This is a genomic window from Helicobacter sp. MIT 11-5569, from assembly GCF_000765695.2.
In the GTDB taxonomy this organism is placed as follows: domain Bacteria; phylum Campylobacterota; class Campylobacteria; order Campylobacterales; family Helicobacteraceae; genus Helicobacter_D.
Map to the genome: position 1 here is coordinate 342,595 of NZ_JRPB02000001.1, position 20,104 is coordinate 362,698.

Here is a 20,104-nt window from a genome sequence, read left to right on the forward strand (position 1 = left end):
CCTATTCCGCTACCTTTATAAAAATATTTTGTCCTAACCTATCTACTTTTGAAGCAAGCCCTAAAATACTCTCACTATGTCCCAAATACAATGTTCCTCCAAGTTTTAAATGCGAAAACAATTTTGATAAAATCTGCTCTTGGTCTTCAACTTTAAAATAAATTAACACATTACGGCAAAAAATAATATCAAATTTTTTTCCACTAAAAGGATACACATGAGCACAGAGATTATGTTGCTTAAAAGTCAGAATTTTTTTAAGATTCTGTTTTGCTTGCATTCTTATTTTATGCTCACTAAGTCTTGTAATATCAAAATAATTCTTTAATTCTATCCAAGTTGGCAAAGGATTTAAGTTTGTATCAATGATATAATTTCCAACCCTAGCTACTTCAAGCACAAAAGTATCAATATCAATTGCTTGGACACTAACTTGTGTATTTGAGTGATAAATTTCTTTAGCGAACAATAAAGTCGCTGCAATAGAATAAGGCTCTTCTCCCGTAGAACTTGCAGCACAAAGCACTTCAAAAGGTTCATTATCTTGCAAACGATGCGGTAGAATTCTATTCATCATATCTTCAAAATGGAATCCTTCTCTAAAAAAATCTGTTTTATTTGTGGTAAAGGCATTAATAAATTCTTGCTTAAATTTTCCATGTTTGAGACCCATAAAAAATTCTGAATAATCTTTAATATTAAGTTCTCTTGATAATTTATCAAGACGATTTTTAATTGTGGAATCTTTGTTTTGTGGCATATAAAGCCCAGCAATTTTATAGATAAGCTCACGTGCTTGATTAATATCCTCTAAATTAATAGTTGGGTGCATTATTTTCCTTTTTATATGTTTCTTGCCAAATCTTTGGCGTCATAATATCTTGCACTTGTCCAATCTCTTGATACTGCGCATAATAATCTTCCACAAATGCACAGATTTTGGAATCTTTTGGCTTATAATTCCCTTTGGAATCTTTTTTTGCATAATCTTCTAAAAACTCTTTAGCATCACGCTTATTAAGATACACATTAATCAACTTATCATAAATTTGTAAATAATTTTGCTCTAAAGTATGCAGTGTTGTTGAATTTAAAACAATTTCAAGTGCAACAGCATCAAAACTGCCTTTATAATACAAAACTCCAGAATCAAAAAGCACTTGCAAATGGATAAGCCCTTCACAATAATAAGGCAACACTTCATCTTCTTGCATCCAAGCAATCAAACCAACCGCACGTGAGATTGTATTAAAGATTAATTCTTTTAAAAGTGGTTTATTTTCTCTTGTGAAATAATAGGCTAAACCCCCCATTGTTGCTTTAAATTCTTCGATATTTTTAAACTGCCCATTAGCATTCATCTGCAATTCACTATCTAAATCCACCCACAAAATATGCCCAAACTCATGCCCAACTGTGGAGATTTCATAAACATTATACCAATCTTGTTCTCTAAAATACAATAATTCCCGATTGAAATCTAAAAATTCCTTTGGAAAAGTCTTAGAAGAAAGAAGCATAAAAGGCTTTGCCATTGATAGCTCACGCACGCGGTCTGGAAAATAAAAAATCTTTTTGCCATATTTTGCGCTTACTTTTTCATCATTTGGGACAACTTGCGCACTAAAAAGCCCATTTAATTCCGCTCCATAAAACAACAAAGGCATACCGCCATAACTTTGCGTTTGTTTGAGTGCATCTTCTACACAACTATCAATAGAATCCTTAAATGGCGTATTATTAAACTTTTTACTATATTGCGTATAAAATTCTAAGATTAATTCTTTTGAAAGTTTGGAATCTGTGTTTATACCAGATTCTAGTAAATCTGCGCCATTATAAATTCTAGCGATTCTTAAATCCCATTCAGGAGCGACTGCTTTTCTAAAATGGTCTTCATAATATTCTAAAGGATGTCCAATTTGCAAAGGTGTGGAAATCTGCATCCAAGCCTTATCGACAAGCCTCCAAGATTCCAAAAGCAAGCTAGACTGCTTTTGCATTAATGCGTTTTGTAAAGTCTTTAAATACGCAATATGCGCGTCTTTTTGTTCCAAAGTAGCACAAATTTCAGTGCTATTCTCCAAAGATTCTAAAGCATGATTAAAAGCTTGATTAATCGCTTCAAATTCTTCTTGAAAAAACTCTGCATACGCTACTGCTTGATACACAGAATCCTTAAGCACAGGGACAGAATAGCTCCTATCGCTTAGCTCACCTTGCGTGCTAAATCCCCCTTTGCTAGAAAAATCCTTTTCACAGCATTCAATGCTAGATTCCAAAACTTTTAAAATTGCATTATAATCGCCCTTAAAGTGCGTATTTAAATCTTTATTGATTCCTAAAATTAATTTTTGATTCCAAGCAAAGAAAAAAGCATTAAACGCGATTCCAATCTTATGGATAGAATCCAAAAGATTCCGCAAAAATGGGCTTAAAAGGCTGTTTTTGTGGATATATTCTAATAGTTTTGTATGTTTTTTCATATGAAAATCACGCGTAATCTCCAAAAGCATTATGCGCAATTCTAAACTTTTTTGTTCGTCAATTCCAAGTTTTTGTAAGATATTTAAAAAAGAACCTTCCTTTAATCCAACGATTCTATCCACACACGCAAAACGCGTTTCTGTATTATCTGGAATCTCCTTAAAAACAGGAATCAGAAGCTCTGTTATACTTTCTGATTCCATATTTTCATACAATGTATTTGTAGCTTTATTTTGATGGTCTAAATACTGATATAATGTAGCAATATCGCTTAAAATCTCTTCTTGTATTGCGTTATTTTTGTGCATTTTTATGCGCTTTTATTGCCTCATAGGCTGTATTGATTTCTTGTAATTTTTGTGTATATTTTTCAATAATTGATTCATCTAACCCTTTGTGATGCAAAATATCTGGGTGATATTCTTGGACAAGCTTTTTATACGCATCTTTAATATGTTCTATGGAATCTTCCTCACTCACTCCTAAAATTTTGTAGGATTCTTGTATATCTTTTGCTTGTATTGTGTTTGCATAAAATTTTTCATATTCTTCATAAAGTGTGTTAAAATCTGTATTATCAATCTCCAAATATGCAGCAACATCTAAAATAATTTCTCGCTCATTCTCGCCAAGTTTGCCATCTGCATATGCAAGAGAGAACATATACTCTACCAATTTTAAACGACTTTTATATTGTCCTTTTGTGTAGGCTGCATAACGCATTGTTAGCTCTTCTACGCTTTGCGTTGTTTCCTTAAAAATTTGATGCAAAATAGATAGAATCTCATCTTTTTGATACATTGCACTTTGGAGCATCAACGCATTAGTAATATCCATAATGGTATTTTCCATTAATTCTAATTCTAGCTCACACACTTTTCCATCACTTTGCGCAAGTTTTGCAAGCAAAGCCACGATTAAACCATACTCACTATCTCTAATCTTCTCTTCCCTGCTTAGTTCCTGTAGATTAGGCTGCTCTTTATAAGGATTTTGGTATTGCTTAAATTCTTGTGTATCTTCTTGTGCATTTATCTGCGGACGTTTGTGTGGATGATTTAAGTAATCTTTAAAATTAATAAATGCAATTGCTATAATAACAATTGTAACAAGTAACAAAATTTCCATTCATTAACCTTACTTACTAAAAAAGCCTTTAAACTTACCCAACATTCCACTAGGAGCTAAAAATCCTAATTGTTGTAACTTTTCTTTAATCAAATTTAGCGCATTCTCATCAGCTTCTACTTCTACACTTTGTGTGCTAATATCTACACGTAATGTTGGATAGTCCTCTAAAAGTGCATCATTAATCTTTTTTACACAACCTTCACATTTGATATTTTGGCATTGAATTTTTTGCATTTGAATTCCCTAAAATTAATTTATTTTAAATTTGTAAGTGGTGGGCCCTATAGGACTTGAACCTATGACCAATCGGTTATGAGCCGAGTGCTCTAACCAGCTGAGCTAAGGGCCCTTTTTGAAAAAGAACTATGATTATACACAAATTTATATCTAAAGGCAAGCAAGTTTTCAAGGACAGCAAAAAGAATAATAAAAGTAATAAAACTGCTTCCTCCATAACTAAACAAAGGCAAAGGAATCCCAACCACAGGAGCTAAACCAATTGTCATTGCAATATTCACACCAGAATAAATAAAAATCAACAACCCAACACAATACGACACAGCCTTTAAAAAATAATCCTTCTCATCTGTATTACTCATTGAAAATATATGAAAAATCAGCGTGCCATATAAAATAAATAATCCAATCACGCCTATAAAGCCAAATCGTTCCACAAAATAAGGAAAAATAAAATCACTTGTCGCAATCGGCAAAAACTTATATGCCGCCTGCGTAGCTTCCTCTTTTTCCTTCCCATATACTCCACCAGACCCAATAGCAATAATGGATTGTTTGACTTGATAATCTGGCTCTTTTAAAATAAAATCCATAATGCGCTTTTTTTGATAATCATGCAAATTTGTATATAAAGCCGGTGATAAAAACATTACCCCCACAAACAAAGCTAGCCAGATTTTATAATTTACACCAATTAAAAATAACATTCCAAAACTCATAAGCAGCAATACTAACGCTGTTCCTAAATCTGGTTGTTTTAGCACAAGCACAAAAGGCACAAATACAAAGAAAGAAAGCTTTAAAAAATCCAAAAGTTTATAACCATTTTTTTTAGGGGGATTCTTACTAATTAAATATGCTAACATAAAAATCAGTGCGGGTTTCATCGTCTCTGAAGGTTGAAAAGTAAAATGCACAAATGGAATCTCAAGCCACCTTTGCGCCCCTAAACGCGTATCACCAAAGAGTTCCACCATTACAAGCAATAAAACATTTATCCAATAAAAACCAATAATAAACCACGACATTCTACGCACTGGGATTAAAAAGACAATAACAAAAATTAACAATCCTATACACATATAAATTAGAACTTTATTACCCAAAAATACATTATTTTCATCAATCAAATACCAAGATAGCAAGGCAATTGGCATAATGAGTAGAGGTAGAGTAAAATCAAAGTGTGATAGAAACTTGTGATTAAAGCTAAACAAAAAGCGAACCTTAAAATGAAAAAGTTTTGAGTAATTTTAACATAATTCTATGAAATTTATTTTTATAAATTATAAATTTCTTATTTTTAGCTTCAAAATCAAGAATATAATGCCTCTTTGATTTTCAACCCCAATGTTATTTATAAAAATCCTCTAAGCAAGCTCAAAGATTCTTGTATTTGGCTTTCATAATCTTCTTGTATCTCAATAAAGGGAAGTTTATAAATTTCACATTGCTCTTTTAGGGCTTTATGTTCCTCTATAAGCTGCGCTTTATTCGTATTATAAGATTCTTTGCGCTGCTCTATTACATTTTCTTTAGCAACAATAAGATGATAATGCTTTAAAATATACTGCTCTGAAAAAATAAGAAAAAGCACTTTTATAGGAGAGAAAGGCTTAGAATCAAGCAAGATTCTTATGTTTTTTGGCTCTAAGTAAATGCCTTCGATAATGCAATTTTGTTGATTTTCTATACAAGTTTCAATGATTCCTTGCACAATATTCCACAAAAACGCGCTAATTTTAGAATCCTCTTCTACACTAAATGGAGGATTTTCCATTCCTTTAATAAATCCCATCTTCAAATGGTCTAAACTCAAATAAGGATAATGGTAAATCTCAAGGAGTTTTTGTGCTAAAGCAGTCTTTCCTGTGTGGCTTTCTCCACCAATTAAAATCACCATATATTCTCCTTAGCATTGCTTTTGTGGATATAAGTTTTGGATTTTAGTTTTACGTGTTTGCAAAACTACAAAAGAGATTCCATAATAAAATATGGAATCTAACCTGCAAGAAATTATAAGCAGGTTGTGTTATTTTTGATTCCTTTTAGAAGTTCTATAATCGCACTCTCTAGCATTTGATACACTTCTTCAAAACCATCTAAATCTTTATAATAATAAGGGTCAGGTATATCTCTGCCTTGCAAACCAAAATCCCCCATAAGCGCAACCTTATCCTTATCAAATCCTAACCGAATAATATCTTTATAATTTTGTCTATCCATTGCTACGACTAAATCAAACTCTAAATCACTATAAGCATTTATCTTTCTACCGCGCAAAGTAGAAATATCAATACCATGCTTTCTGCCAATGCTGATAGAACGCTCACAAGGTGGCTCATCAATATGCCAACCACTTGTCCCAGCAGAATCTATCTTTAAATCCAAGCCTTCTTTTTTAGAAAGATTTCTTGCAATTCCTTCTGCTAAAGGCGAGCGGCAAATATTTCCAAGACAAACAAATAAAAGGGAATGAATCTCCACATAATACCTTTTAAAACAATTAATTATTAGTTTTGCATTGCAATCCACTTTTGTGCGATTCTAACTGCATTTGTCGCTGCACCTACGCGAATTTGGTCTGCAACACACCAAAGATGCAAAATGCTTTTATCATAATTATCTACACGGATTCTACCCACATAAGTTTCATCTGTATCTGTTGCGAGTGTTGGCATAGGATATTTATGCTCTTTTGGATTATCCACAAGAATCACAGATTCTGCATTTTTCAACACTTCTTGTGCTTGCTCTTTGCTCACTTGTTGTTTAAACTTAATTGTTATTGCTTCACTATGACTTCTAAGCACAGGGACGCGCACACAAGTCGCACTTACCGCAAAATCGCTATGCATAATCTTATTAGTTTCATTAACCATTTTCATTTCTTCTTTGGTGTAGTCGTTGTCCAAAAACACATCAATTTGTGGAATCAAATTTAGTGCGATTCTGTGTTGAAACGCCTTTGGCTCACAAGAATCAAGACTAAAATCAAAGAATTTTTGCATTTGCATAACAAGCTCTTCCATACCCTTTTTACCTGCTCCAGATACGGCTTGATATGTGCTAACATCTACCCTTTCAATCCCAAAAGCATTATGCAAAGGTGCTAAAACCTGCACCATTTGAATCGTAGAACAATTTGGATTTGCAATAATTCCTGTTTTCTCCCATAGTGCAATATCATTAGGATTCACTTCAGGCACGACCAAAGGCACATTATGCTGCATTCTAAAATGGCTTGTATTATCAATCACTACAGCTCCAGCTTTTGCTGCACTTGGAGCAAACTCTGCACTCACGCTTCCACCTGCTGAAAAGAAAGCAATCTCAACATCTTCTTCTTCAAAAACACTATGTGTTAGCTCTTTGACTTTAATAGTTTCTCCTTGAAACTCTACTTCTCTCCCAACACTGCGCGCACTTGCTAAAGGCACAATTTTATTAATTGGTAAATCCCTTTCTTCTAAAACCCTAAAAATTTCTTCTCCCACTGCACCAGTTGCACCAACTACTGCAATATTATATTTTCTCATTTTATCTCCTTTATAATTTAATATTATAGCGTTCTATTTTGCTTAATAACACATCTTTTTTAAGCCCAAGTAATTCTGCTGCACTATCAATATCAGAATCGCAATTTTTCAAAGCTTCATAAATAAGCTCTTCTTCTAAATTTGCTATTTTTTTCTTTCCTCCACTCTCCCTTGAACTCAAAAATAAATCCTCAGGAATAATTGTATTATCTTCACATAAAATTGCTGCTCTTTCTACCACAGATAATAATTCTCTAATATTTCCCGGCCAATTATAGTTCAAAAGCTGCTCTTTTGCACCTTCTCCCCATTGCTTTTTTCCGATTCCATATTGCTTATCCACTTGTTCGAGTTTCCACTCACACAAAGGAATAATCTCTTCTGTGCGCTCACGCAATGGCGGAATATTCACAGGAATGGTTTGCAACCTAAAAAACAAATCTTCTCTAAACTCACCTTTTTTAATTTTTTTCTGAATATCTGCATTTGTTGCAGAAATAAAACGAATATCAACTTTAATAGGTTTTGTGCTTCCAAGTCTTACCACTTCTTTTTCCTGCAAAACCCTCAAAAGCTTTGCTTGCAAACCTAATGGCATTTCCCCTATCTCATCTAAAAATATACTTCCCCCATTTGCTGCTTCAAACTTCCCTGCTCTCCCTTCCGTAGCGTCTGTAAAAGCCCCTTTTTCATAGCCAAAGAGTTCAGATTCCAATAAATTTTCAGGAATCGCAGCCATATTTAATGCAATAAAAGGCGCGTTAGCTCTTAGAGAGTTTGTATGAATATAATTTGCAAATAACTCTTTACCCACTCCACTCTCTCCAAGCAAAAGCACAGAAGCATCGGTTTTTGCTGCTTTATTTGCAAGTTTTAAAACATTATCCAACGCAGGAGAAGACGCTATAAACTGCTTATTTTCTACTGCTTTTGGAGATTTCACTTTAGTTTTTGTCAGCACTTCTTTAGCTTTTTTAGCACGCAAAATCGCTTCAACAAGCGTTTCAATCTCAAAAGGCTTTGTTAAAAAATCTTTCACACCTAAGCGAATCGAATCAATTGCTTTATTTAAAGTCGCATTTCCTGTGATAATTAATGCTTCATAACGCCCATCTAAAACGCGTAAAAACTCGATTCCGTCCATTTGTGGCATATTAATATCAGTAACAATCAAATCAAAGGAATCATCAAGCTTTTTTAACGCATCTTTTGCACTTTTAAAGCTTACCACTTCAAACTCTTCATATTCCCCTAGTGCGATTTCTAGGGATTTACGCATATTAATATCATCTTCTACAACAGCGAGTTTCATTCCTCCTCCTTTATATGATTAAATTGCGCGCTTTTTGTTTTGGATAAATGCGTAAATTGTTGCGATTCCGCTTGCATATTCTATTTTAATGCGTGAAGGTGGAATCGAAAGAAAAGTAATAGACTTGCCCTGCAAATTTCTCACTTCACTTCTATCTTCTAAACGCACACCCCAACTAAAAAAACACGCCAAAATCTCATTTTGATATGCTTTAATAAACTCTTTTTCTGTTTTTGCATCATGCACAATCTCACAGGATTGATAAGAGCTTTGGACTTTGTCTAGCATTTTTGCACTCACCATTGCAGGTGAAAAATAATACTTTTCACTTAAAAGGATTCCATTTTTTACAGCAACCCTATAAGAAAAAATATATTCTGAAGCTTCTACAAATAATGCGCAACATAACATTCCAAAAAGAACTCTAATCATTATTCCACAACATCATCTAAAGACCCAGATTCCAAAGAATCCTCTTGTGAATTTTCTTCTTCCTTAGGACATCTCGCAATAGAAACAACTTTATCATCATCAACATTTACGATAATAACTCCACTTGTCGCACGTCCTGCTTTGCGAATACTTTGCATATCCACACGAATCATCTTGCCACTGCTTGTTAGCACCATTAAATCCATTTTTTCATCAACATTAACAATCCCTACAAGCTTTCCAGTTTTTGGCGTGAGCTTCATCGCAATCACGCCCTTGCCTCCGCGATTTGTAATGCGATACTCATTGACTTCTGTGCGTTTTCCGATTCCTTTTTCACTCACACTTAAAATTTCTTCATTTTCATCAGCAATCACTGTTGCACCAATCACATAATCTTTTGACATTTTAAACTTAATCGCCGTTACACCACGTGCCACACGCCCAATCTCACGCACATTATCCACGCCAAAACGCACGCACATTCCCTCATAAGTTACTACTAAAATTTCTTTAATATCAGAGCTTATAATTTTTGCAGTAACTAGTGCGTCATCTTCATCTAAGTTAATCGCCTTGACTCCAACACTTCTAATATTTTTAAACTCACTTAAATTTGTGCGTTTAATGATTCCATTTTTCGTAAAGAAAGCAAGCGATTTATCAGAATTAAAATCTTTTGTTGTAATTGTCGCCATAATTTTTTCATCTGGCGCAAGATTGATAAGATTCACAACTGCCTTACCAATAGCTGTTCTACTTGCTTCTGGAATCTTATAGACTTTTAGCCAATAAAGCTGCCCTTTATCTGTAACAAATAAAATCGTATCATGCGTATCAGAAACAAAGAAACTTTCAATAAAATCATCATCATGCGTATTTGCAGAGATTTTTCCCTTGCCCCCGCGATTTTGCTTCTCATACGTGCGCACTGGCACACGCTTGACATAGCCTCTATGGCTCATTGTAACAACGACTGGTTCATTAGGAATCAAATCTTCTACATCAATACTTTCATAATCCTCTTCAATCGCAGTTAGACGTTTGGTAGAAAATTTCTCTTTGACTTCTAATAATTCTTCTTTAATGATTCCATTAAGCAAACTTTCACTCTTTAAAATCGCACTTAAATGCTCGATTTCTTTTAACAAGGCTTGATACTCATTTTCAATTTTATCCCTCTCTAATCCTGTTAAGCGTTGCAAGCGCATTTCTAAAATCGCTTGTGCTTGAATCTCGCTGAGATTAAATTGTGCGATTAAACTTTCTTTTGCAACTTTTGGGTCGCTACTTGAGCGAATCAATGCAACTATAGCATCGATATTTTCTAATGCGATTCTTAGCCCTTCTAAAATATGCGCTCTAGCTTTTGCCTTTTCTAGTTCAAAAATCGTGCGCCGAATCACAACACTTTTGCGGTGTGATAGGAATAAATCTAACAATTCCAAAAGTGTGAAAATTTTTGGCTCTTTGTTATGGATTGCAAGCAAAATGATTCCAAATGTGCTTTCCATCGGAGTGGATTTAAACAAATGATTAAGCACAATTTCACTCATTGCTTCACGTTTTAGCTCAATAACAACCCTAATCCCCTCTCTATCAGACTCATCACGCACTTCAGAGATTCCATCAATCACCTTTTCTTTTGCAAGCTCTGCAATCTGCTCTACTAAGCGCGCTTTATTGACTTGATAAGGAATCTCATCAATGACAATAATATCTTTTGTTTTTGTTTTTTCAACATGTGTTTTTGCACGGATTCTGATACGCCCACGTCCACTTTCATAAGCCTCACGGATTCCACTTTTTCCATAAATAATTCCCCCTGTTGGAAAATCTGGACCTTCGATAAATTGTAAAATCTCTTCTAGGCTTGCTTTTGGGTTATCAATCAAATACACAAGCGCATCAATAATTTCATCTGTTCTATGCGGAGGAATATTTGTCGCCATTCCAACAGCGATTCCATTAGAACCATTAATCAACAGATTAGGCAAGCGACTTGGTAGAATATCTGGTTCTTGCAAAGTATCATCATAGTTTGGCAGAAAATCAACTGTATCTTTATCAATATCACGCAAAACTTCTTCAGCAGCTTGTGTCATTCTAGCCTCTGTATAACGCATAGCTGCTGCGCTATCTCCATCAATACTTCCAAAATTCCCTTGTCCATCTACAAGCTCTAAACGCATAGAAAAATCTTGCGCCATTCTTACAAGTGCATCATAAACCGCCGTATCTCCATGTGGGTGATATTTACCAATCACATCACCAACGATTCTTGCGCTTTTTTTATAAGCAACCCTTGAAGTTACACCAAGCTCATACATCGCATACAAAATACGTCTATGCACAGGTTTCAAACCATCTCTTGCATCTGGCAATGCACGCCCTATAATAACACTCATAGAATAATCAAGATAGCTCTCTTTAATAGAATCTTCAATATTAACATTTTGGATATCTTGATTGAAATTCAGCAAGTCAGACATTTATTCCCTTTTTAAAAAACTTTTAAATAAATTCTATTTATTTTATACTACTTTGACTTTAATCTTGCTTCAAGGTATGCTTTTCAAATCTGGTGGCGTATTACAAAACGCATTAAGACTCTGCTTGCCTTTAAATACAGATGTTTCTCTCTCTAAACGACAAAGAAATTCTAAAATTTCTCTATGTGTTAGGATTCCAATGTTTAAACTTTTTTTTGTAGAATCTTTAGTTGCTTTAATTTTTAGTCCCAAAAATTCATTTTCTACAAATAATGGCATTCCCAGCAATAATTTTGCATTATCCTGCGATAGCACTAGAAAATCTTTAAAAGCAATTTTATGGCGCAAAAACTGCGACCAATCATGCTCTTTAAAATAAGAAATTTCTAGGCGTTCATCTAATGGCAAATCTAAAGGAATCAGAAGAATGTCAAAATAATTCTCTACAAAACTAATCGAGCGAAAATTTGGCTCTGGCAAGGAATTGCAATAAATATCTGTAAATCTCTCTGTCTCAAGCACTGCTAAATCTAAGCTATCATCAATTGCTAAAATTCTAGCATGTGATAAACACGCGATAGGCTGCCCAAGAGTCTCTGAATGATAGAGTGTAATATCTTTTGCTTTTTTACCATCATACACGATACTAGCACTTGTTAAAACCAAGCCATCATTAATAATCAAACCATAACCTTCGTTATATTGTTGCATACTTTTGTTTGATACATCAAACTCCGCAATCACCTTTACTCCATATTGCAACCAATTTGGATATTTTGCATTTGCAGTAAGCGCAAGAAGCAGTATAAAAATTATCTTTGCCATTATTTCTATCCTTTTTGGATTTTTTAAACCTTAAAATACTACAATAAACGCCTTAATTTTACAAAAAGGATTTAAAATATGGAATTAAAAGTATTTAATCTACCAAAAGAAGAATTAGAAAAATTACAATATGCACTTATTCGCACAGAAAAAGGTGATATAAAAATCAAACTTTTTCTAAATGAAGCCCCAAACACAGTAGCAAATTTCGCGTCTCTTGCACAAAAAGGATTCTATGATGGACTAAATTTTCACCGCGTGATTCCGGGATTTGTCGCACAAGGAGGTTGCCCAGAAGGAAGTGGGCGAGGAGGACCGGGATACAAAATCGCTTGTGAGCTAGAAAATAATCCCCACAAACACCTAAAAGGAACGCTCTCAATGGCACATGCAGGACGCAATACAGGTGGTAGCCAATTTTTTATCTGCTTTGCACCACAGCCCCATTTAGACGGAGAACACACGATTTTTGGACAAATAGAAGATGAAGAAAGCTTAAAAGTTTTAGATTCTCTTAAGCAAAATGATAAAATCTTAAAAATAATTGTTTAAAAACTATGCAAGAAACAATAGATTTAATTGCAAAATATGGCTATGTGATTTTATTTTTATATTCACTTGGTGGCGGGTTTGTCGCACTTGTTGGGGCAAGTATTTTAAGTTTTGCTGGGAAGATGGATTTAAGCCTTAGTATTTTGGTTGCTTGTGTGGCAAATTTTTTGGGGGATTGGTTATTGTTTTATCTCTCACGTTATCAAAAAGCAATGATGCAACCCTATCTTACGACACACCGCAGAAAGCTTGCTTTAGTACATTTGCTAATGCGTAAATATGGCTCTATCATTTTGATTGTTAAAAAATACATTTATGGATTCAAAACGCTTGTGCCGCTTGCAATAGCACTTACTCCTTATTCTTTGGTGAAATTTAATCTTTATAACGCAATTGGTGCGGTGATTTGGAGTGTTAGCATTGGCGTTGTGGGATATTTTTCAGGTGGGATTCTTATTAAAATTTTTGAAATGTTAGGTGATTATCCGATTTTTGCACCATTATTTCTTATTTTGTTATTAGGCGGGCTTTGGTTATGGTTAAGTCGTGCTACAAAAAGGCATTAAATGAGTATTTATGAGTTATTAAAACATCAAGTTTTGATTCTTGATGGCGCAATGGGAACAGAGATTCAAAAAAAAGAGATTCCAACTTGGGGAGAAAATGCAAAAGGAGAAAAGCTTGATGGCTGTTCAGAAGCTTTAAACTTTTCTGCTCCTAATGTTATCAAAGAGATTCATACAAGCTATTTACAAGCAGGAGCAAATCTTATCAAAACAAATACTTTTGGCGTTATGCCATGGGTATTAGCAGAATATGGTTTAGAATCCAAATGCAAAGAAATTGCGATTGCTGGAGTTTCTCTTGTCAAAGAATGTATTGCAGCACACACACCTTTAGAAAATCAAAAAGACGCGCTTTTTATCGCAGCTTCTTTGGGACCGGGCACAAAACTCCCTAGCTTAGGGCATATTGATTATGACACAATGTTTAGCGGTTATTGCACTTGCGTTGAAGGCTTTAAAGAAGCAGGTGCGGACATTATTTTGTTAGAAACTGCGCAAGACCCTTTGCAAATCAAAGCCGCCTTACACGCAGCACAAGAAATTGCTCCAGAGATTCCTATTATGGTATCTGTTACGATTGAAACAACAGGAACAATGCTAATAGGCACAGATATTACGACACTTTTTTATATTTTAGAACCTTTTAATATTCTCTCACTTGGTATTAATTGTGGCTTAGGACCGGATTTAGCACGCAAACACTTGCAAAATCTAAGTGCTGTGTGTAAATTCCCTATTTCTATCCACACAAACGCAGGACTACCAGAAAATAGGGGTGGAATCACATATTATCCTATGGGTGCAGAAGAGTTTAGCACCATTGAAAAAAGCTTTTTGGAGATTAATGGTGTTGCTTTTCTTGGGGGATGTTGCGGGACGACACCAGAACATATTAGACAACTCGTGCAAAAAACAAAAAATGCGATTCCACTCCCGCCAAATGGAATCTACAAACCGAGTATCACTTCTCTTTTTGAATCTAAAGAACTCAAACAAGAACCTGCTCCTTTACTAATTGGCGAACGTTCTAATGCAACAGGTTCAAAGGCTTTTAGAGAATTATTACTTGCAGAAGATTATGAAGGTGCGCTTAGTGTAGGTAGCTCACAAGTGCGTAGTGGCGCGCATTGCTTAGATGTGAGTGTAGCATTTGCAGGACGCAATGAAGATAAAGATATGCAAGCATTAATTCCGCTTTATGCCACAAAAATCACTCTTCCTTTAATGCCAGATTCCACACAGATTAACGCGCTAGAAATCGCGCTAAAACATATCGGCGGACGTCCGATTATCAACTCTGCAAATTTAGAAGATGGGATTGAAAAATTTGACAAAATTGCAAGCTTAGCAAAGAAATTTGGAACAGCACTTGTTTGCTTAACCATTGATGAACAAGGAATGTGCAAGACTTTTGAGCGCAAAATAGAATGTGCGAAAAGAATGATGGAACGCGCAAAAAATGTGCATAAATTAAGAGAAGAAGATATTATCTTTGACCCGCTAACCTTTACGATTGGTAGCGGTGATGTAGAATATTTCACTGCCGGAATGGAAACCTTAAATGCCATTAAAGAACTTAGTAATCTTTATCCAAAAGCTGGAACAACGCTTGGATTATCAAACATTTCTTTTGGACTAAGCAAAGAAGGTAGAATCTGCCTAAACTCTGTCTTTTTGCACCACGCGATTAAAAATGGTTTAACTTCAGCGATTGTAAATGTTGCGCATTTGATTCCTTATGCACGACTAGAACAAGCAGATATTAAAGCGTGTGAAGATTTAATCTTTAATACAGCACAAACTAGTGATGCTTTATATGCGTTTATCAAGCATTTTAAATCCAAAGGCGCAATACAACTCCAAAGCACAGAAGATGATAGTGCACTATCTGTGCAAGAGAAAATCCAAAAATATCTTATTAATGGGGATTTAAACGCAATGCAAAATCTCTTGCCAACCGCTAAAGATTCCATTAATCCTGAAATTATTATTAATGAGATTCTTATTGATGCAATGAAAATCGTAGGAGAGCGGTTTGGAAATGGAGAAATGCAGCTTCCTTTTGTGCTACAAAGTGCAGAGGTGATGAAAAAAAGCGTAGATTATCTCAATGCCTTTTTGCCCAAAAAGCAAAGTGCGCACAAAACTACGATTGTGATTGGCACAGTTAAAGGAGATGTGCATGATGTGGGCAAAAATTTAGTTGATATTATCCTAACAAATAATGGTTTTAATGTCATTAATATCGGAATCAAAGCAGAATTAGAAAAGTTTTTAGAAGTGTTAGAATCCCAAAAGGTAGATTGTATCGGAATGAGCGGCTTGCTTGTCAAATCCACTTTAGTGATGAAAGAAAATTTAGAAGAGCTAAAAAGACGCGGAATCACGATTCCTATTATGCTAGGTGGTGCGGCACTTAATCGTAATTTTGTAGAGGAATTTTGTAAGCCAAATTATGATGGAATCATTTTTTATTGCAAAGACGCATTTGATAGCGTTGCAGCAATGCAAATTATCCAAAGTGGAGATTTTAGCGACTTGACATTGCCAAGCGATAAAGCAGGTAATGCGCAAGAAAAACAAGCAAAACAAGAAGCAAGGCTTGCGAAAAAATTAGAAAAAACCTTGCAACAAGATTCCACCCCAAAACCCACTAAATGCGAATTAGAATTTAACTATATCGCGCATACTCCTCCTTTTTTTGGTGTGCAATCTTTGCATTTGGATTCCACAATGTTAGAAGAAGTTTTTAGTTATATTGATAAAGACTTACTTTTTAAACACCGCTGGGGATATAGCAAGCTCAAAAAAGAAGAATATCAAGCCCTAAAAGAGCGTGAATTAGAGCCAACATTTAATGCACTAAAGCAAGAATTTATCCAAAAAGGAATCTTTAAGCCCATAGTGCTTTATGGGTATTTCCACACGCGCACAAAAGCACCAAAAAACTTAGAAAATGGTTTGATTTTAGAAATAAGCGCAAATGCAGATTTTAGCAATGCAGAATCCTTTTTATTCCCGCGCAGTCGCAAAAAGCCTTATTTATGTTTGAGCGATTATTTTAATCCGCAAGGAGATATTTGCGCCTTGCATTTAGTCTCTAGCGGACATCATTTTGCCCCTTATGAAGAAGCACTTTATAAAAATGGAGAATACCATAAATACTATTTAGCTCACGCTTTGGGAATGGACTTAGCAGAAGCTTTAGCAGACTTTACGCACGCAAGAGTGCGCAAAGAGCTTTCTTTGGATTCTAAATGCGGACAACGTTATTCCTTTGGCTATCCCGCTTGCCCAGATTTAGCCTTAAGCGTTGGATTATTTAAGCTTTTAAAACCAGAATCTTTTGGTATTACGCTTAGCCAAACTTACCAAATGACGCCAGAAGCAACAACTTCTGCGCTCATTGTGCCTTATAAAGACGCAAAATATTTTGCAATCTAGCTAAAGAGTCCTTTTAATGCGCTAGGGTCAAAGTTTTCAAAATCAAAGCTTTGACCATTTGGAGCACCAAAAGGCAAACTTGCTTTTTCAATCAATCCACTAATTTGCCCCATTTTGTCCATAATCTCTTGATGTTTATTTGCAAAAGCTTCTGCTACATCTCCTTGAATTTGGCTAGGCAATGGAAGAGACAAAGAAACATTCTCATCTGCCAAAGAAGTGGTTAATTCTTTGCCAAATAAAGCTTCTCCTTTAAATTGCGCTGCCTTTGCTGTTGCATCAAGTGCATTCATATCTGCGCCACTGCTTTTAATCTGATTACTTAGCGCATTAAGCGTAATATCAGCAATTTGCATTGCTCCTACCATTTCATTTGCACCTTTGATTCCATCAGTAAATTTACGAATCTCTAGCGCAGTTTGTGATACATTTGGTAACTCTTGCACTTCTTGCAAATTTTGCTGTTGCGTAGAAACATTTTGCGATTCTTTTTCTTGTGTTGCTGCAACTTGCGGTTTTTGATAGATATTCCCAACTCCATAGGGATTTACTGTTGATAACATTACAACTCCTTTTAAAATTTTCTTAGTAATTAAGCATTTACCATTCCACTTTTACAACTAACAAAATTATTCCACCACATTTTATTGTATCTTACACACTCAAATGCTACAATATTTTCTACAAATACCTAAAGTTTTAACACAAAGAATCCTTATGCAACAATACTTTGAAGGGGACAAAACAGAATCCTTAGAAACTTTTAGCATTCCTAGTGAAAACAACGGAGTCCGCGCAGATATTTTTTTATCCAAAATCCTAAATATCTCACGCTCAAAAGCACAAACTCTAATCCAAAAAAAAGAAATTCTGTTAAATTCTCTTCCTTTAGAAAAATATGGAATCGCATTAAAAACAGGAGATAAACTCACATTAAAACTCCAAGCAAAACCACTAAAAGATTCCACCCCACAAGACTTTAATATTCCAATTTTATACGAAGATGAAGAAATTTTGATTTTAAACAAGCCAACAAATCTCCTCGTGCATCGCACAAATCCACAAGATTTGCAATTTACCCTTGTTGATTATCTAAAAGACAAAGGATTCAAACTTTCAAATCTTGGCGATTCTTATCGCTTAGGCATTGTTCATCGATTAGACAAAAACACTAGCGGAGCAATTGTTATTGCCAAAAATAATGCAACGCATGCTAATTTAAGCAAACAAATTAAAGAACGCCAAATGGGACGTTATTATCTGTGTGTTATCAATCAACCCTTAAAGGAATCCAAAATTGTAGATTTTCCTATAATGCGCCACCCAAAGCACCGCCTAAAATACATAACCACTACCACAAATCACCCAACCGCAAAAACTGCAAAAACCGCTTTTTTTGCCATTTCCACGCATTGCGATTCCAAACTTCCAACACAAAATCTTGCATTAATTGGAGCAAAATTATTCACAGGACGCACGCATCAAATCCGCGTGCATCTAAATGCTATTAATCGCCATATTTTAGGAGATGGTTTTTATGGATACAAAGGAAGCTACACAGGAAGAATCCTACTGCACGCACATTTCTTGCATTTACTACACCCAAAAACACAAGAATCTTTAGAATTTTACGCTCCAATCCCAAAAGATATGCAAGATTTTTTATGCGAGCATTTTAACCTTTCACGCTATCAAAACACACAAAATCCACATACTATACAAATCCCACTCTCCAAAATCTATCAAGGATAATTTCAGACTACTTTATAATAAAATTATGCAAATTTGCGCATTTTATGCTAAAATAAGCAACTTTAAAACTTGCAAGAAATTAGGAATCTATTATGCACAAGAATCTTTTATTATATGTTCTAAGTGGAATCTTAAGCTTATTTTTTATGTTTTTTAGTGGTTGTAGCAGCACGACTTTTAGCAACAATCCAACAATCAATAGCAATCTAACGCCACCAAGTGATATTCGCGTTTTAAGTGATGTCAATGCGATTGCTTTTGAGTGGGAACTTGTGCAAGACCCAAGCGTAATGGGATATTATATCTATCGTAAAGAAGCTAGTGCGCAAAATTTTGAGAAAATTGCCACATTAGATTCTCGTTTTAATACACATTATGCAGATAACAACTTAAAAGCTGGCACACAATATACTTATTATTTCGCCACTTTTGATAAAAATCGCAATGTTTCCTCTTATTCTCCTGCGGTTACTGCAACAACATTATCAATCTCTGCAATCACTTATGCAGAAGCTATCGGAAACTATCCGCGTAAAGTCAAAGTGATTTGGAATCCTCACCAAGACCCACGCGTTGTAGGTTATATTGTGCAACGCAAAGATAAAAATGGGGTTTGGAAAGAAATAGGAAAAATCAAAAATCGTTTGCTTGTGGAATTTCTTGATACAAATTTAGAAGATGGGACGACTTACACTTATCAAGTCTTCGCTTATAATGCTAAAAATTCTCTCTCTTTGCCATCTTCAATCGTAAGTGCTACTACAAAACCAAAACCACAACCAATAACGAATTTTCGCGCGACACTTGACCAACCCAAACAAATTACTCTAAGTTGGGATTTACACCCTAATAAAGAAGTAGTTTCTTACAAAGTTTTGCGCTCTAGCTTTATTTCAAGTCTCTTTAGCACTATTGCCACATTGCCAAGCAACACAACCTCTTATCAAGATTCCATTAAAAAAGATGGTGAAAAATACCAATATAAAATCATCGCCACAGATAAAGATGGAATCGACAGCCTTGAGAGCGGACCAATTACTGGAGCAACACTTGCGATTCCAAATCCTCCAAGCATTACCTACGCACGTATTGAAAACGACTCTGTTGTGCTAAAATGGGTGCCAACTGACGACCGCGCAAAGGAATACATTGTGTATAAAAAGGATTCCATATTATTTGGAGAAACACTGCGCTACAATAAAGTGCTAACTCCAGAATTTATTGATAGAGAAATTAGAGCTGGAGAAAAATACTATTACCGCGTAAGCACCGTTGATGAGAATGGTTTAGAATCTAAACCTTCAGAAGAAGTTACCTTATCTTTGCCAAAATAAT

18 protein-coding genes and 1 tRNA gene are annotated in these 20,104 nt (G+C 35.0%); 5 read left to right on the plus strand and 14 right to left on the minus strand.

Annotated features, from left to right (window positions below; translation table 11 throughout):
- Position 1 precedes the first annotated feature (1 nt).
- From LS70_RS01705 to LS70_RS01765, 13 genes are all read right to left on the minus strand, one after another.
- Positions 2–832: a CheR family methyltransferase gene (locus tag LS70_RS01705; protein ID WP_034288623.1), complete on the minus strand. Its 831-nt coding sequence runs from the start codon at positions 830–832 to the stop codon at positions 2–4.
- Positions 816–2,795, minus strand: coding sequence for an invasion protein CiaB (ciaB, locus tag LS70_RS01710; RefSeq protein WP_034288620.1), 1,980 nt, complete (start codon positions 2,793–2,795; stop codon positions 816–818). The genes LS70_RS01705 and ciaB overlap by 17 nt, the downstream gene beginning before the upstream one ends.
- Positions 2,782–3,615 carry a TerB family tellurite resistance protein gene (locus LS70_RS01715; protein ID WP_034288615.1) on the minus strand — a complete coding sequence of 278 codons (834 nt, stop codon included), beginning with the start codon at positions 3,613–3,615 and terminating at the stop codon, positions 2,782–2,784. The genes ciaB and LS70_RS01715 overlap by 14 nt, the downstream gene beginning before the upstream one ends.
- A 9-nt stretch (positions 3,616–3,624) precedes the next feature.
- Positions 3,625–3,852 (minus strand): heavy-metal-associated domain-containing protein, encoded by a 228-nt coding sequence (locus LS70_RS01720; protein WP_034288612.1) that lies wholly within the window; start codon positions 3,850–3,852, stop codon positions 3,625–3,627.
- Between the two features lie 38 nt (positions 3,853–3,890).
- A tRNA-Ile gene (locus LS70_RS01725) sits at positions 3,891–3,967 on the minus strand.
- A complete protein-coding gene (locus LS70_RS01730) occupies positions 3,945–5,072 on the minus strand; it encodes an FtsW/RodA/SpoVE family cell cycle protein (protein ID WP_162845087.1) in 1,128 nt (375 codons plus the stop codon). Before LS70_RS01730 ends, LS70_RS01725 begins: the two co-directional genes overlap by 23 nt.
- A gap of 140 nt (positions 5,073–5,212) precedes the next feature.
- Complete coding sequence (locus LS70_RS10185) at positions 5,213–5,758, minus strand: hypothetical protein (RefSeq protein ID WP_034288609.1); 546 nt, start codon at positions 5,756–5,758, stop codon at positions 5,213–5,215.
- A gap of 113 nt (positions 5,759–5,871) precedes the next feature.
- Positions 5,872–6,342, minus strand: coding sequence for a low molecular weight protein-tyrosine-phosphatase (locus tag LS70_RS01740; RefSeq protein ID WP_138109297.1), 471 nt, complete (start codon positions 6,340–6,342; stop codon positions 5,872–5,874).
- A gap of 26 nt (positions 6,343–6,368) precedes the next feature.
- On the minus strand, positions 6,369–7,394 hold the full coding sequence (locus LS70_RS01745) for an aspartate-semialdehyde dehydrogenase (RefSeq protein ID WP_034288607.1): 1,026 nt from the start codon (positions 7,392–7,394) through the stop codon (positions 6,369–6,371).
- A 10-nt stretch (positions 7,395–7,404) separates the two neighbouring features.
- Entirely contained in the window at positions 7,405–8,706 is a 1,302-nt protein-coding gene (locus LS70_RS01750) for a sigma-54-dependent transcriptional regulator (RefSeq protein WP_034288604.1), read from the minus strand.
- A gap of 18 nt (positions 8,707–8,724) precedes the next feature.
- A complete protein-coding gene (locus tag LS70_RS01755) occupies positions 8,725–9,138 on the minus strand; it encodes a hypothetical protein (RefSeq protein ID WP_034288600.1) in 414 nt (137 codons plus the stop codon).
- Complete coding sequence (gyrA, locus tag LS70_RS01760; RefSeq protein ID WP_034288597.1) at positions 9,138–11,630, minus strand: DNA topoisomerase (ATP-hydrolyzing) subunit A; 2,493 nt, start codon at positions 11,628–11,630, stop codon at positions 9,138–9,140. Before gyrA ends, LS70_RS01755 begins: the two co-directional genes overlap by 1 nt.
- A 69-nt stretch (positions 11,631–11,699) precedes the next feature.
- Positions 11,700–12,455, minus strand: coding sequence for a hypothetical protein (locus LS70_RS01765; RefSeq protein WP_052083353.1), 756 nt, complete (start codon positions 12,453–12,455; stop codon positions 11,700–11,702).
- A 78-nt stretch (positions 12,456–12,533) separates the two neighbouring features.
- Between LS70_RS01765 and LS70_RS01770 the strand changes: the two genes are divergently transcribed.
- Genes LS70_RS01770 through LS70_RS01780 form a run of 3 tightly spaced genes read left to right on the plus strand, consistent with a single transcriptional unit; the run spans position 12,534 to position 17,017 of the window.
- The gene (locus tag LS70_RS01770) at positions 12,534–13,007 is read left to right on the plus strand and encodes a peptidylprolyl isomerase (RefSeq protein ID WP_034288594.1); all 474 of its coding nucleotides are present in this window, start codon (positions 12,534–12,536) and stop codon (positions 13,005–13,007) included.
- 5 nt (positions 13,008–13,012) lie between these two features.
- The gene (locus tag LS70_RS01775) at positions 13,013–13,573 is read left to right on the plus strand and encodes a DedA family protein (protein WP_034288591.1); all 561 of its coding nucleotides are present in this window, start codon (positions 13,013–13,015) and stop codon (positions 13,571–13,573) included.
- Positions 13,574–17,017: a homocysteine S-methyltransferase family protein gene (locus tag LS70_RS01780; RefSeq protein WP_201273944.1), complete on the plus strand. Its 3,444-nt coding sequence runs from the start codon at positions 13,574–13,576 to the stop codon at positions 17,015–17,017.
- Here LS70_RS01780 and LS70_RS01785 read toward each other — a convergent pair.
- Positions 17,014–17,580: a flagellar FLiS export co-chaperone gene (locus tag LS70_RS01785; protein WP_034288588.1), complete on the minus strand. Its 567-nt coding sequence runs from the start codon at positions 17,578–17,580 to the stop codon at positions 17,014–17,016. The two genes, LS70_RS01780 and LS70_RS01785, sit on opposite strands and share 4 nt — an antisense overlap.
- Positions 17,581–17,734: 154 nt before the next feature.
- Here LS70_RS01785 and LS70_RS01790 point away from each other — a divergent pair, with 154 nt between their 5' ends.
- Positions 17,735–18,769, plus strand: coding sequence for an RluA family pseudouridine synthase (locus LS70_RS01790; RefSeq protein WP_081949711.1), 1,035 nt, complete (start codon positions 17,735–17,737; stop codon positions 18,767–18,769).
- A 92-nt stretch (positions 18,770–18,861) separates the two neighbouring features.
- Entirely contained in the window at positions 18,862–20,103 is a 1,242-nt protein-coding gene (locus LS70_RS01795; protein WP_034288585.1) for a fibronectin type III domain-containing protein, read from the plus strand.
- Position 20,104 lies beyond the last annotated feature (1 nt).

Coding starts and splice junctions, on each gene's coding strand:
- LS70_RS01705 (WP_034288623.1), bottom strand. CDS start 832: ATGCACCCAACTATTAATTTAGAGGATATTAATCAAGCACGTGAGCTT.
- ciaB (WP_034288620.1), bottom strand. CDS start 2,795: ATGCACAAAAATAACGCAATACAAGAAGAGATTTTAAGCGATATTGCT.
- LS70_RS01715 (WP_034288615.1), bottom strand. CDS start 3,615: ATGGAAATTTTGTTACTTGTTACAATTGTTATTATAGCAATTGCATTT.
- LS70_RS01720 (WP_034288612.1), bottom strand. CDS start 3,852: ATGCAAAAAATTCAATGCCAAAATATCAAATGTGAAGGTTGTGTAAAA.
- LS70_RS10185 (WP_034288609.1), bottom strand. CDS start 5,758: ATGGTGATTTTAATTGGTGGAGAAAGCCACACAGGAAAGACTGCTTTA.
- LS70_RS01745 (WP_034288607.1), bottom strand. CDS start 7,394: ATGAGAAAATATAATATTGCAGTAGTTGGTGCAACTGGTGCAGTGGGA.
- LS70_RS01750 (WP_034288604.1), bottom strand. CDS start 8,706: ATGAAACTCGCTGTTGTAGAAGATGATATTAATATGCGTAAATCCCTA.
- LS70_RS01755 (WP_034288600.1), bottom strand. CDS start 9,138: ATGATTAGAGTTCTTTTTGGAATGTTATGTTGCGCATTATTTGTAGAA.
- gyrA (WP_034288597.1), bottom strand. CDS start 11,630: ATGTCTGACTTGCTGAATTTCAATCAAGATATCCAAAATGTTAATATT.
- LS70_RS01765 (WP_052083353.1), bottom strand. CDS start 12,455: ATGGCAAAGATAATTTTTATACTGCTTCTTGCGCTTACTGCAAATGCA.
- LS70_RS01770 (WP_034288594.1), top strand. CDS start 12,534: ATGGAATTAAAAGTATTTAATCTACCAAAAGAAGAATTAGAAAAATTA.
- LS70_RS01775 (WP_034288591.1), top strand. CDS start 13,013: ATGCAAGAAACAATAGATTTAATTGCAAAATATGGCTATGTGATTTTA.
- LS70_RS01780 (WP_201273944.1), top strand. CDS start 13,574: ATGAGTATTTATGAGTTATTAAAACATCAAGTTTTGATTCTTGATGGC.
- LS70_RS01785 (WP_034288588.1), bottom strand. CDS start 17,580: ATGTTATCAACAGTAAATCCCTATGGAGTTGGGAATATCTATCAAAAA.
- LS70_RS01790 (WP_081949711.1), top strand. CDS start 17,735: ATGCAACAATACTTTGAAGGGGACAAAACAGAATCCTTAGAAACTTTT.
- LS70_RS01795 (WP_034288585.1), top strand. CDS start 18,862: ATGCACAAGAATCTTTTATTATATGTTCTAAGTGGAATCTTAAGCTTA.